Origin of the sequence: Actinocrinis sp. (assembly GCF_035605935.1) — a bacterium.
GTDB lineage: Bacteria > Actinomycetota > Actinomycetes > Streptomycetales > Catenulisporaceae > Actinocrinis.
This window is the reverse complement of the sequence record NZ_DATNGK010000048.1, coordinates 1-13,033: the sequence shown is the minus strand read 5'-3', so window position 1 is coordinate 13,033 and position 13,033 is coordinate 1. Positions and strand designations below refer to the sequence as shown.

Below are 13,033 nucleotides of genomic sequence, written 5' to 3'. Positions count from 1 at the left end.
CCGCCCGCCTGACGGTCCCTGGACGTTTTCCGACTGTCCGGGGACCGTCGTTGCTTGTAGAGTGCCCTGCGCCTGTTGTAAAAACGGCGCCGCGATGAAGATGGAACAACATCGGTCTACCGCAGTACCGTGACGCAAGGGGCGCGTCGCCACAACGATCACGGCCACAAGTCGCACGTCCAAGGAGGGCACCGTGTCCGAGGGACCGGAGCAGCCGGAGCAGACCGCCAGCGCCGAGCCGGAGCCTGAGGCCCCGCGCGACGGCACAGGGGAAGCTGCGCAGGCGTCCAGCGAGTGGGGCAGGGTCGCCGAGGACGGTTCCGTGTTCGTGCGCACGGCCGAGGGCGAGCGGCAGATCGGCTCCTGGGCGGCGGGCACCCCGCAGGAAGGCCTGGCCTTCTACCAGCGCAAATTCGACGGCCTCAAGGCCGAGATCGAGCTGCTCGAGCGGCGGCTGAACACCACCAACCTGGACGCCAAGGACGCCGACGCGAGCATCACGAAGCTGCGCGAGCAACTGGTCGAGCCGCACGCGATCGGGGACCTGGACGCGCTGCGCGGACGTCTGGACAAGCTGCACGAGATCGCCGAGCAGCGCCGCGCCGCCAAGCGCGAGGCGCGGGCCAAGCAGCAGGTCGAGGCCGCGGCGCACAAGGAACGGATCGTGACCGAGGCCGAGGGCCTGGCGCAGTCCGGGGAGTGGAAGGCCACCGGGGAGCGGCTGCGTGCGCTGGTGGACGAGTGGAAGGGCGTACCGCGCCTGGACCGCAAGTCAGACGACGAGCTGTGGTCCCGGTTCAGCGCGGCCCGCTCCGCCTTCGCCAAGCGCCGCAAGGCCCACTTCGCGCAGCTGGACGCCGAGCGCGAGGAGGTGCGCGCGCGCAAGGAGTCGCTGGTCGAGGAGGCCGAGAGCCTCTCCGATTCGACCGATTGGGCGAGCACCGCGCAGCGTTTCCGCGACCTGATGAAGCAGTGGAAGACGGCGGGCCGGGCGCAGCGCGAGGTCGAGGACAAGCTCTGGGAGCGGTTCAAGAGCGCGCAGGACACCTTCTTCACCGCGCGCAACGCCGACCTGGACCAGCGCGACGCGGGTTTCCGGGAGAACCAGACCCGCAAGGAGGAGCTGCTGGTCGAGGCCCAGAAGCTGCTGCCGGTCACGGACCTCAAGTCGGCTCGCCACGCGCTGCGCGGCATCCAGGCGCGCTGGGAGGAGATCGGCCCGGTCCCCCGGGACGCCAAGCCGCGGCTCGAGGGCGCCCTGCGCGACGTCGAGCGCGCGGTCGCCGACGCCGAGCAGGCCGAGTGGAAGCGGACCAACCCCGAAGCCAAGGCCCGCGCCGAGGCCACCGTGCGCCAACTGGAGTCCTCGATCGCGAAGTTCGAGAAGGAGCTGGAGCGCGCCCGCGCCGCCGGCCAGCAGCGCAAGATCGACGACGCCGAGGCCGCGCTCACCGCGCGCCACGAATGGCTGGCCCAGGCCCAGGCCGCGCTCGACGAATTCACCCGTTAGAAGTAGCGCGCTCGAACACGGCACCGGCCGCCCGCAATGACGCGGGCGGCCGGCTCGGTTTCGTCGCGAGGAGGCTTAGCTTCTGGGCTCGGCCGGCAGTTGCGCCGTCTCAAGGACCACCGAATACGGCAGCTCCAGCTTGACCGGCTCTCCGTAGCGGACAAGCTGTCGCAATGCGTAGTCGCCATCCCTCGGCTGCGCATAACGGGTTGCCGAACACGAGTAGGGATCGAAGATCACGTATTCGGGAATGCCTGCCTTCGCGTACACAGCCACCTTGGCGCCGTAGTCGAAATCTCGAGTGGTGGGCGCGATCACTTCAATGACGAACTCGACCCACTCCGGCTTACACATCGACGTGCTCGGACGAAGGTTGGCTCTCGGCACGATCGCGAGATCCGGGCAGAACTCGTGGACTTTCGGCTCGAAGGGGATGAGCACGTCGTACACAAACCAGAATTCAGGTGGCAGTTGCTGAGCCAGTTGAGTCTGCAGCTGGAAGATGGTCTCCCCGTGAGCGAAACGAAGCGGACTCATGACAAGCGCCCCCGCGATGATCTCAGCCTTCTTGAACTGTTCAGGCACACCGAGATCCGGAAGGGTCAGCTCGGCCTGCTCGAGTATTGCGGTGACTTCAACCTCCTCTGGTTGATCAGCAGGCCGGTCGTATGCTTCAGCCATGACACCATCACACTCGGTAGACGTCGTAGACGCCCTCGATGCCGCGCACGGCCTTGAGGACGTGGCCGAGGTGTTTCGGGTCGCCCATCTCGAAGGTGAAGCGGGACATCGCCACCCGGTCGCGTGAGGTGTTCACGTTCGCCGACAGGATGTTGACGTGCTGGTCGGACAGGACCCTGGTCACATCCGACAGCAGCCGGGACCGGTCCAGCGCCTCGACCTGGATGGAGACCAGGAACACCGAAGTGGCGGTCGGTGCCCATTCGACTTCGACCATGCGTTCGGGCTGGGTCATCAGCGCCTCGACGTTGCCGCAGTCCTTGCGGTGCACGGACACGCCGGCGCCGCGCGTCACGAAGCCGACGATGGTGTCACCGGGGACCGGGGTGCAGCAGCGCGAGAGCTTGACCCAGATGTCGTCCACGCCCTTGACCAGCACGCCCGGGTCGCCGCCCGGCCGGCCGCGGCGCCGCTCGCCCTTGTCGCCGGGCAGACCCGGCAGCGTGGACTCGGCCAGGTCCTCGGTCGTGCCCTCTTCGCCGCCGAGGGTCTGGATGAGGCGCTGGACGACGGACTGCGCCGAGACGTGGTTCTCGCCGATCGCCGCGTAGAGGGCGGAGATGTCGGCGTAATGCAGGTCCAGGGCGATCGAGCCGAGCGATTCGCTGGAAAGCAGCCGTTGCAGCGGCAGGCCCTGCTTGCGCATCGTCTTGGCCAGCTGCTCGCGGCCCTGCTCGATGGCTTCCTCGCGGCGCTCCTTGGTGAAGTGCGCGCGGATCTTGTTTCTTGCCCGCGGCGAGGCGACGAAGCCGAGCCAGTCCCGGCTGGGGCCGGCCGTGGGCGCCTTGGAGGTGAAGATCTCCACCACGTCGCCGTTGTCGAGCTTCGATTCCAGCGGCACCAGCCGGCCGTTGACGCGCGCGCCGATGCAGTGGTGGCCGACTTCGGTGTGCACGGCGTAGGCGAAGTCCACCGGGGTCGAGCCGGAGGGCAGCGGGACCACGTCGCCCTTGGGCGTGAAGACGAAGACCTCGGAGGCGGACAGGTCGAAGCGCAGCGCGTCGAGGAACTCGCCCGGGTCCGCGGTCTCCCGCTGCCAGTCGAGCAGCTGCCGCAGCCAGGCCATGTCGCCGACCTTGTTGCCCTGCGCGGCCGCGTCCACGCTGCCGGCGGTGCCGCGCACGGCCTCTTCCTTGTACTTCCAGTGCGCCGCGACGCCGTACTCCGCGCGCCGGTGCATCGAGTACGTGCGGATCTGTAGCTCGACCGGCTTGCCCTGCGGTCCGATGACCGTGGTGTGCAGCGACTGGTACATGTTGAACTTCGGCATCGCGATGTAGTCCTTGAACCGGCCGGGGACCGGGTTCCATCGCGCGTGGATGGTGCCGAGCGCGGCGTAGCAGTCACGGACGGACTCGACGAGGACCCGGATGCCGACCAGATCGTAGATCTCGGTGAAGTCGCGGCCACGCACGATCATCTTCTGATAGACCGAGTAGTAATGCTTCGGCCGGCCGGTGACCGTGGCCTTGATCCGGGCGCCGTGCAGGTCGCCCTGCACCATGTCGATGACCTGAGCCAGGAACTCCTCGCGCTTGGGCGCGCGCTCGGCGACCAGGTGCACGATCTCGTCGTACATCTTCGGGTAGAGGATCGCGAAGGCGAGGTCCTCGAGCTCCCACTTGATCGTGTTCATGCCGAGCCGGTGCGCCAGCGGGGCGTAGATCTCCAGGGTCTCGCGGGACTTCTGCTCCTGCTTCTCCCGGCGCATGTAACGCATGGTGCGCATGTTGTGCAGCCGGTCGGCGAGCTTGATGACCAGGACCCTGATGTCGCGGGCCATCGCCACGACCATCTTGCGCACGGTCTCGGCTTGTGCGGCCTCGCCGAGCTTGACCTTGTCCAGCTTGGTCACGCCGTCGACGAGCAGCGCGACCGCGTCGCCGAAGTCTCGGCGCAGCATCTCGAGGCTGTAGTCGGTGTCCTCGACGGTGTCGTGCAGCAGGCCCGCGCACAGGGTCGGGATGTCCATGCCGAGTTCGGCGAGGATCGTGGTGACCGCGACGGGGTGGGTGATGTAAGGGTCGCCGCTCTTGCGCCGCTGACCGCGGTGGTACTTCTCCGCGATCTGGTAGGCCCGCTCCAGGGTGCGCAGGTCGGCCTTGGGATCGCTGGCCCGCACGATGCGGAAGAGCGGCTCCAGGACCGGGCTGGGGCCGCCTGGGCGCGGCCCGCCGAGACGCGCCAGCCGGGCGCGAACCCGGCTGGAGGTGGCAGGCGGGGCGGGGCGTGGAGAGGGCTGCTGCGCGGACTGCTGGCCGGGCTGGGCCTCGGCTTCGCCGGTGGCGGCCGGTGCGGGGGCTGGCACACCGGCGATCGCGGAAGCGCTGGCAACGGCGCCGGGAGCGGGAGCCGGTTCGGTTGACGACGGCGCGGGGGCGTGCGCGGTCTCCGGGCCTGCGGGCTCGGCGGACGGTGCGGGCGCTGTCGCCCCGGTCCGCTCATCCTGCTCGGCTCGTACCGCTGCCTCCGGCGTGGTCGTCAAGCGACTACCTCCCTGTCCCGGTCATAGTCATCAGGTCAACGCGATGCGCCGCCTCACGGCTGTGTTAACTCAAAGCATGCCGGGCCTCTTCCCCATCCTAGCGGTGTCAAGGGGCGGCGAGGATGGAGATGGATCAAGTACCTGGTTCTAGACCACGGCCTAGACAGTGAGCAGCGCGGTCACGGGCAGCTTCGGGCTTTCCGCGGCGAGCCGGTCGCGGCCGCCAAGAAAGCCGAGTTCCATCAGCACCGAGACGCCGACAGTTTCGGCCCCGCACTGCCGGATCGCCTCGACCGCGGCCGCCGCGGTGCCGCCGGTGGCCAGCACGTCGTCCACGATCAGGACCCGGTCGCCGGGCTGGAAGGAGTCCTGGTGGATCTCCAGCGTCGCCTCGCCGTACTCCAGCGCGTAGGACACCGCGAAGACCGCGCCGGGCAGCTTGCCGGCCTTACGCACTGGGATGAAGCCGATCTCCGCCTCGACGGCCACCGGCGCGGCCAGGATGAAGCCGCGCGCCTCGAGGCCGACCACCTTCGTCGCCCCGGCAGCGCGCGCCTGCCGGGCGAATTCACCGGTCATCGCGCGGAACGCCGCCGGGTCGGCGAGCAGCGGGGTGATGTCCTTGAAGACGATCCCCGGCTTCGGGTAGTCGGGCACGTCCCTGATACGTGAGGCGAGCAGGTCAGCAATCACGGGGCAACTTTAGTGGCAGCGCGAAAAGCGGATCGCCCGGGTACCACGCCGTCATGGGACGACGGCAGTACCCGGGCGAGGGCCTGTTAGCTAGGCCGTGCGCTCAGCGGCGCTTGGACCGCGGCTGGTTACGCACCGGCTGGTTACGCGGACCGCGCGGACCGGCCGCCGGCGCCGTGGCAACGGGCTTCGCGTCCTGCGGATCGGCAGACTCCGTGACGGCCACCGCCGCGGGCACCTTGCCGGCCTTGCGGTCCGCCGCGGCCTTCGCCGCGAGCCGCTGCTCCTGCGCGCGCACCGAGGGCTCCAGTTCCTTGAGCCACACCAGCATCGGGGTGGCCACCAGGATCGAGGAGACGGTACCGGCGCCGATGCCGACCAGCAGCGCGAGCGCGAGGTCCTGGAGGACCGCGGCCTGCGAGACCGTGCCGCCAAGCAGCAGCGAGGCGACCGGGATGAGCGCGATCAGCGAGGTGTTGACCGAACGCACCAGGGTCTGGTTGACCGCGAGGTTCGCGGCCGGGCCGTAACCCATCTTGTTCTGGTCGACCAGTTGCCGCTTGTTCTCCTTGACCTTGTCGAACACCACGACGGCGTCGTACATCGCGTAACCGAGGATGGTCAGGAAGCCGACGACCGTGGACGGCGAGACCTCGAGGCCGGACCACGCGTAAACGCCCACGGTGATCACGATGACGTTGATCAACGAGGTCAGCGCGGCGACAGCCATCTTCCACTCGAAGAAGATCGCCAGGTACACCGCCAGCAGCACCAGGAAGATGATCAGGGCTTGCAGCGCGGCCGTGGAGATCTCGTGGCCCCAGCTCGCACCGACCTGCTCGACGGTCACCTTGGCCGGGTCGATCCCGGCCGCCTTGGCCAGGTCAGCGGTCAGCTTCGTGCGGGTCGCGGAGGGGATGGTAACGGTGGTGACGGTGACCTGACGGCCTCCGCCGACGATGGTCTGCACCTGCACCGTCGGCGCGGGCACGCCGTCGGCTTGGGCGATCGAGGCGACTTGGTCGCTGCTGAGCGTGGCGCTCGGCACGGTGATCACCGAGCCGCCCTTGAAGTCGACGCTGAAGTGCAGGCCGCGCACCCCGAGGCCGAGCGCCGAGAGCAGCAGCAGCAGCCCGAAGATCGCGCCCCAGCGCCGGCGCCGGGCGACGATCTGGAAGGAGACCTCGCCCCGGTAGAGGCGGTTTCCGAGGGAACCCTGCCCGGCCATCAGACATCCACCCGCTTCGTCTCGTCGCTCTGCACGCCGTTCGCGTCGGCGGCAGCCTGCTCCGCGGCCTTGCGCCGCTCGGCGATCGTCATCCGCCGGCCGCCGGCGCCCGTCGTCGCGCTGGGGCGGAACGTGGTCCGAGTGCCGCCGAGCCGCTCGGGATCGAGGCCGGACCACTTGTGCCCGCCACCGAAGAACTCGCTCCTGGCCGCCAGGGTGATCAGCGGCTTGGTGAACAGGAACACCACGACGATGTCGATCACCGTGGTCAGTCCCAGCGTGAAGGCGAAGCCCTTCACCGAGCCGATGGACATCAGGTACAGCACCGCCGAGGCGAGGAAGGAGACGAAGTCCGAGGCGATGATCGTGCGCCGGGCCCGGGTCCAGCCGTGCTCGACCGCGGTGCGCAGGGTGCGGCCCTCACGCACCTCGTCGCGTAGTCGTTCGAAGAACACGACGAAGGAGTCCGCCGTGATACCGATGGCCACGATCAGACCGGCGACGCCGGCCAGCGAGAGGGTGAAGCCCATCAGCGGGCCAAGCAGCACCGCCGAGGAGTAGGTCAGCAACGCCGCGACGAAGAGGCTGGAGATCGCGATCGAGGCCAGGCCCCGGTAGTAGAAGATCACGTACAGGAACACCAGCCCGAGGCCGACCGCGCCGGCCAGCAGGCCGCCGGACAGCTCGTGACCGCCGAGGGTCGGGGAGACGATGGAGACCTGGGAGACGTCGAACCGCAGCGGCAGCGCACCGTAGTTCAGGACGGTGGCCAGGTTGTCCGCGTCGGTCTGCGAGAAGGTGCCGGTGATCTGCGCCTGGCCGCCGGTGATGGCGCCCTGGTTGACCGCGGGGGCCGACTCGACCACGCCGTCGAGCACGATCGCGAACTGCCCGCTGCCGCTCTGGCTGGTGTACTGCTGGTAGAGCTGCTGGGTGGCGGTGGCGAACTCGCTGGTGCCCTTCGCGTTGAAGTTCAGGTTGATCTGCCAGTTGCTGGTCACCGTCTGACCGGCCATCACCGGGGTGGCGCTGGCGCTCTTGACGTCGGTGCCGGCGACCTCGGACGGACCGAGCAGGTACTTGGCGACGTTGTCCTTGTCGCAGGTGGCCACGTAGTCGCTCGGCAGCGCGTCGGCTGCGGCCTTGGCTGCGGCGTTGGCGGCCGTCTTGTTCGCGCAGTTGAGGGTCGCGAACGTGGCCGCGGCCTTGCTCTCCGAGGCGGAGGCGGCCGAGTTGGCCGAGGAGGAGGCGCTCGGGGTCGCGGAGGCGGACGCCTTGGCCGTGCTCGAGGCGGAAGCCGCGGGGCTGGCACTGGAACCGGCGGCGTCCTTGAGCGTGGTCAGCTTCTCGGCCTGCCCGGAAGCTTTGGCGCTGGCGGACGCGGACGTCTTGGGCGCGGCGGAGGTAGACGCCTTAGCCGAAGAGGAGGCCGAGGGCGAGGCGCCGCCGGACGCGGACGGCGACGGGGACGTGCTCGCCATGGCGCTCGCGGCCGCCGACTGGATCACCGGCCGGAAGTACAGCAGCGCCATCTTGCCGACCTGGTCGACCAAGGTCTGCGAGTTGTGGCCCGGGATCTCCACCTGGATGGTGTTCGAACCCTGCTGGGAGACCTGCGCCTCGGACACGCCGAACGCGTTGACGCGCTCGCTCATGATGGTGACCGCCGTGCCCATGGCCCCGGGCGGGATGGAATTGGAGCCGGGCGCCGGGCTGGCGGTGAACACCGCGCTGGTGCCGCCGGCCAGGTCGATCGCCAGGTGCGGCTTGGTGTTCCCGGTCCCGAACATGGTGGCGTACAGCGCCACGACGAGGACCGCCAACAACGCCAGCGGCCGCCAGGGCCCCCGCCCCGCCCCTCCGGCTACCCACCCACGGGCCCCGGAGCGCCTCCCGCTCCGGGTTTTCCTCGCAGCCACGTTGCACTTCTCCTGTGTCATCACGGTCTCAACACGGCCGTTCCCAGGCTCCTGACCGACCGTGGCCGCGCGAGGCGGCGTACGGACGGGCGGAACCCGGGCGGTGCCGTGCTTAGGACGGTTGCGCACCGTCCGGCGTTTCCCGTACACGGCCGATTCTTCGGCGATTCTCAGCTGGAATCCAGCGGAATCGGCCGGGAAACCGCCGCGCCGCGGGTCGAACTAGTTCGTCGTGCTACCGCTTCGCGCCGGGAGAGGCGGTGTGCAGTTCCTCATCCGCGTCAGTGTCCTTAGCCGCGGCCGGGACCGCGTCGGAGGGCTCGGTCGCGGTTTCGTCAGACTCGGGCTCGTGCTCGGCGGCGGCCTCTTCGGACAGCTCGTCCGACTCCAGTTCCCCGGTCTCCGGCTCGGCCGGCGGAACTACCCCGGCGATCGCGGACTTGATGAACTTGAGCCGCACGTCAGGGGTGGTCTCGATGACCACGTGCTCGTCGGTCACCTCGACGACCTCGCCGACCATTCCCCCGATGGTGCGGACCTCCGCGCCGAGCGTCAGCGCGTTCTGCAGCTGCGACGCCTGAGCCTGCCGCTTCTTATTGCTGCGGCTGGTCATGAAGATGAAGACGCCGCCGATGACGACGATGTAGATCAGCAGTAGGTTCACAATTATCGGCTGTCCTATCGGGACCGTCCCACGGTTGCCCGTGATGGCGATCAGCTGCGCGGAGCGCGCAGGCACTCCAGGTCACGCGGAGTCTATGCGCTCATACCCGCACGAAACAATAAGACCAGGCCACGGCATGGTCATTGCGCATTCATTGCAGTGTCCGACTACGCGCCCGGGTTGCCGGGATCGTCGCCGAATAGCCCGCCTTGCCCCAGTGCGGCCTGGCCCGGGAAGGTCTGGTTCCAGGCCGCGCCGCCGGACGCCGGTCCGGCCGGCATCGGCAACCCGAGGTGCGCCCAGGCCGCGGCGGTGGCGATTCGCCCGCGCGGGGTCCGGGCCAGCAAGCCCTGCCTGACCAGGAACGGCTCGGCGACTTCCTCGACGGTGTCGGTCTCTTCGCCGATCGCGACGGCGAGCGTGGACAGGCCGACCGGGCCTCCGTTGAAAAGGCGCAGCAACGCGCCCAGCACGGCCCGGTCGAGCCGGTCTAGGCCGCGCTCGTCCACTTCGTAGACCTCCAGGGCGGCGCGCGCGGCGTCGAGAGTGACGCGACCGTCCCCTCTGACCTGCGCGAAGTCGCGCACACGGCGCAGCAGCCGGTTGGCGATGCGCGGGGTGCCACGGGAGCGGGAGGCGATCTCGGCGGCGCCTTCGGCCTCGATCTGCACGCCGAGCAGCCGCGCCGAGCGGTGTGCGACCAGTTCCAGGTCCTCGGACTCGTAGAACTCCATGTGCCCGGTGAAGCCGAAGCGGTCGCGCAGGGGGGCGGGCAGCAGGCCGGAGCGGGTGGTCGCGCCGACGAGGGTGAACGGTGGAAGTTCCAAGGGGATGGCGGTCGCGCCCGGTCCTTTGCCGACGATCACGTCGACCCGGTAGTCCTCCATCGCCATGTACAGCATCTCCTCGGCGGGCCGGGACATCCGGTGGATCTCGTCGAGGAACAGCACCTCGCCGTCGGCCAGCGAGGAGAGGATCGCGGCCAGGTCGCCGGCGTGCTGAATGGCCGGGCCCGAGGTGATCCGCAGCGGCACGCCGAGTTCGGCGGCGATGATCATGGCGAGGGTGGTCTTGCCGAGTCCGGGCGGGCCGGCTAGCAGGATGTGGTCGGGCGCGGTGCCGCGTCCCTTGGCCGCGTGCAGCACGAGTTCGAGTTGTTCGCGTACTTTGCGCTGGCCCACGAAGTCGGCGAGCGACTTGGGGCGCAGCGCGGCCTCGGCGGCGCGCTCGTCGTTGTCCGCGGTCGCGTCCATCAGCCGTTGCTCGTTGGCCATTGCGCTCTCCCCCGCTGGTTATCGCTTGAGGCTGCGCAGTGCGGCGCGCAGCAGGACGGGCAGTTGCGGGGTCTCGCCGCGGGCCTCGGCCTCGGCGGCGACCGGCTCCACATCGGCGAGCGCGGCCTCGGCGTCCCGGGCCGTCCAGCCGAGGCCGGTCAGGGCTTCGAGCAGCTGACCGCGCCAGGGGGTGACACCAGGCGTCGCGCTGCCGGACGCCGGGCCGCCAGAGCCTCCCTGCGCGACGACTGCGCTGGGTGCGCCGAGCCTGCCCTTGAGTTCGATCAGCAGTTTCTGCGCGCCCTTCGGCCCGATGCCCGGCACCAGTGTCAGTGCTCTTTGATCCTGGGTGGCGAAGATGGTGCGCAGCGTGTCCGGCCTGTGCGTGGCGAGCATCGCCTGGGCCAGGCGGGGCCCGACGCCGCTGGCGGTTTGCAGCAGCTCGAAGACGATGCGCTCGTCGTCGTCCGCGAAGCCGTAGAGGGTGAGCGAGTCCTCGCGCACGATGAGACTGGTCGCCAGGCGCGCCTGCTGACCAACCGTCAGCTGCGCGAGCGTGCCGGGAGCGCAGTGCACGAGCAGCCCGACCCCGCCGACCTTGACCACGGCCGCGTCCGGGGCGAGCGCGTCGATCTGGCCCTCGACGAACGCGATCACGCAGCGCCGCCGAGCGCAGAGAGTTCCCGCACTCCGGTCATCTGAAGCCGCCCTTCCGCCGTCCACGTTCCCTGTGCATCGGCACGTTACCGGAGGGCAAGGACACTCCTTGGCGTTGCAGCGCGTCGGCGATCCGGTCGGCCGCCCCGCCGCGCCAGACGTGACAGATCGCCAGCGCGAGTGCGTCGGTGGCGTCGACCGGCTTGGGCGCTTCGGCGAGTTTCAGGATGCGTACAACCATCGCGGCAACCTGTTCCTTCTGCGCGCGCCCGTCGCCGGTGATCGCCGCCTTCACCTCGCTCGGCGTGTGCATCGCGACCGGCAATCCACGCCGCGCGGCGGCAACCATGGCGATCCCGGCAGCCTGCGCCGTACCCATGATCGTACGAACGCCTTCCTGCGCGAACATCCGCTCCACGGCGACGGCGTCAGGCTTGTACGTGTCCAGCCATTCGGTGATCTGCTCGTCGATGGAGAGCAGCCGCCGGTGGATCGGCTCATCGGCGGGAGTGCGAACGACCCCGACTCCTACCATCGACAACGGCGCGCCGATGCGTCCTTCGACCACGCCGACGCCCATTCGCGTCAGCCCCGGGTCCACGCCGAGGACTCTCACGATGCGTCAGCTGGCGGAGGCTCGCTAATGCGCTGCTGCTGAAGCATGGGTACGAAGCGCGAGGCCGTCTCGAAGTCCCGGTACTCGTGAAGCACTGTCAGGCCCCGCTTCACTGCCGTTGCCGCGATCAGATAATCCGCGACCGAGAGAGCCTGATGGACGCTGTGCTTAGCGAGCTCACGACGCATCGAGGCGACGATGTCCCAGACATCGTCGGGAACGGGCACCCAGGGATGCGTGTCTAGCAGCATTTGCTCAGTCTCGCCATATCGCTCCGCCGGGGCGACGGTTAAGCACTCGATCAGGGTGGGTTCGCAGATCGTGACCAGACCGCGCCTGGTCAGCTCGAGCCAGGCTTCGTCGACCTGGTCGCGCATCACCCTGACGAGCGCGCTCGTGTCGATCAGATAGGTCACTTGTCCAGCTCTTCGAGCTTGTCGAAGTCGAAGACGCCGTCAGCCGCCATCTTCTGCAGTTCACGCAGCGCCGCACGGCGCTTGGCGCGCGCTTCGTCTACCGCCTGCTGAAGAGCGTGGGTGACAGTGTCCTTCTTGGTGCCGGTGCCGAGCGCGATCGCGGCTTCGGCGAGCAGGTCGTCATCGATGTCGATGAGGGTCTTGGACATACGACACTCCGATCGGTCCGGGAAGCTCTATAGAGGGTATATCCCGTGGCGATCGGCATATACAGTGTCTGAATGTCTACAACGCCTGAACGACTCCCGGGCGGCGCCTACTCTTCGTCGAGCTTGGCCATGATCTCGTCAGGGACGTCGAAGTTGGCGTAGACGTTCTGCACGTCGTCGCTGTCCTCGAGCGCGTCGATCAGCTTGAAGATCTTGCGCGCGCCCTCCTCGTCCAGCTGCACCTGCATGGTGGGCATGAACGGGGACTCCGCCGAGTCGTAGTCGATCTTGGCATCCTGCAGCGCGGTGCGCACCGGGATCAGGTCGCCGGGCTCGGAGAGCACCTCGAAGGAGTCGCCGAGGTCGTTGACCTCCTCGGCGCCGACCTCGAGGACGGCCTCAAGGATCGAGTCCTCGGTCAGGCCGTCGCCCTTCGGGACGATGATCTGACCTTTGCGTCCGAAGAGGTAGGACACCGAGCCGGGGTCGGCCATCGAGCCGCCGTTGCGGGTCATCGCGACGCGCACTTCGGAGGCGGCCCGGTTGCGGTTGTCGGTCAGGCACTCGATGAGCACTGCGACGCCGTTAGGGCCGTAGCCCTCGTACATGATGGTCTGATAT

Annotated in this window: 13 protein-coding genes; 1 reads left to right on the top strand and 12 read right to left on the bottom strand. The window is 68.8% G+C overall.

The window, feature by feature from the left end:
• Nucleotides 1–322 precede the first annotated feature (322 nt).
• Nucleotides 323–1,510 carry a DUF349 domain-containing protein gene (locus VN779_RS03605; protein ID WP_349260628.1) on the top strand — a complete coding sequence of 396 codons (1,188 nt, stop codon included), beginning with the start codon at nt 323–325 and terminating at the stop codon, nt 1,508–1,510.
• A gap of 75 nt (nt 1,511–1,585) precedes the next feature.
• Here the strand turns inward: VN779_RS03605 and VN779_RS03600 are convergent, their stop codons facing one another.
• From VN779_RS03600 to VN779_RS03545, 12 genes are all read right to left on the bottom strand, one after another.
• On the bottom strand, nt 1,586–2,191 hold the full coding sequence (locus tag VN779_RS03600) for a Uma2 family endonuclease (protein ID WP_325720096.1): 606 nt from the start codon (nt 2,189–2,191) through the stop codon (nt 1,586–1,588).
• Nucleotides 2,192–2,198: 7 nt separating this feature from the next.
• On the bottom strand, nt 2,199–4,736 hold the full coding sequence (locus VN779_RS03595; RefSeq protein WP_325720094.1) for a RelA/SpoT family protein: 2,538 nt from the start codon (nt 4,734–4,736) through the stop codon (nt 2,199–2,201).
• 159 nt (nt 4,737–4,895) lie between these two features.
• Entirely contained in the window at nt 4,896–5,429 is a 534-nt protein-coding gene (locus tag VN779_RS03590) for an adenine phosphoribosyltransferase (RefSeq protein WP_325720092.1), read from the bottom strand.
• A gap of 103 nt (nt 5,430–5,532) precedes the next feature.
• Nucleotides 5,533–6,657, bottom strand: a complete 1,125-nt coding sequence (secF, locus tag VN779_RS03585) for a protein translocase subunit SecF (RefSeq protein ID WP_325720090.1) — start codon at nt 6,655–6,657, stop codon at nt 5,533–5,535.
• A complete protein-coding gene (secD, locus tag VN779_RS03580) occupies nt 6,657–8,480 on the bottom strand; it encodes a protein translocase subunit SecD (protein WP_325720088.1) in 1,824 nt (607 codons plus the stop codon). Before secD ends, secF begins: the two co-directional genes overlap by 1 nt.
• A 331-nt stretch (nt 8,481–8,811) precedes the next feature.
• The gene (gene yajC / locus VN779_RS03575; protein ID WP_325720086.1) at nt 8,812–9,240 is read right to left on the bottom strand and encodes a preprotein translocase subunit YajC; all 429 of its coding nucleotides are present in this window, start codon (nt 9,238–9,240) and stop codon (nt 8,812–8,814) included.
• Nucleotides 9,241–9,407: 167 nt separating this feature from the next.
• Nucleotides 9,408–10,514 (bottom strand): Holliday junction branch migration DNA helicase RuvB, encoded by a 1,107-nt coding sequence (ruvB, locus tag VN779_RS03570; RefSeq protein ID WP_325720084.1) that lies wholly within the window; start codon nt 10,512–10,514, stop codon nt 9,408–9,410.
• Nucleotides 10,515–10,532: 18 nt separating this feature from the next.
• On the bottom strand, nt 10,533–11,171 hold the full coding sequence (gene ruvA / locus VN779_RS03565; RefSeq protein WP_325720082.1) for a Holliday junction branch migration protein RuvA: 639 nt from the start codon (nt 11,169–11,171) through the stop codon (nt 10,533–10,535).
• 37 nt (nt 11,172–11,208) lie between these two features.
• Nucleotides 11,209–11,787, bottom strand: a complete 579-nt coding sequence (ruvC, locus tag VN779_RS03560) for a crossover junction endodeoxyribonuclease RuvC (protein WP_349260627.1) — start codon at nt 11,785–11,787, stop codon at nt 11,209–11,211.
• Entirely contained in the window at nt 11,784–12,203 is a 420-nt protein-coding gene (locus VN779_RS03555) for a PIN domain-containing protein (protein ID WP_325720078.1), read from the bottom strand. Before VN779_RS03555 ends, ruvC begins: the two co-directional genes overlap by 4 nt.
• Complete coding sequence (locus VN779_RS03550) at nt 12,200–12,412, bottom strand: type II toxin-antitoxin system VapB family antitoxin (RefSeq protein ID WP_325720076.1); 213 nt, start codon at nt 12,410–12,412, stop codon at nt 12,200–12,202. The genes VN779_RS03555 and VN779_RS03550 overlap by 4 nt, the downstream gene beginning before the upstream one ends.
• Before the next feature lie 107 nt (nt 12,413–12,519).
• Nucleotides 12,520–13,033 (bottom strand): YebC/PmpR family DNA-binding transcriptional regulator (locus VN779_RS03545; RefSeq protein ID WP_325720074.1); only part of this gene is annotated, 514 nt, incomplete at its 5' end.

Bases quoted from the DNA above. Each gene is read 5' to 3' on its own strand.
- VN779_RS03600 (WP_325720096.1), bottom strand. From the start codon at position 2,191: ATGGCTGAAGCATACGACCGGCCTGCTGATCAACCAGAGGAGGTTGAA.
- secF (WP_325720090.1), bottom strand. From the start codon at position 6,657: ATGGCCGGGCAGGGTTCCCTCGGAAACCGCCTCTACCGGGGCGAGGTC.
- ruvB (WP_325720084.1), bottom strand. From the start codon at position 10,514: ATGGCCAACGAGCAACGGCTGATGGACGCGACCGCGGACAACGACGAG.
- VN779_RS03550 (WP_325720076.1), bottom strand. From the start codon at position 12,412: ATGTCCAAGACCCTCATCGACATCGATGACGACCTGCTCGCCGAAGCC.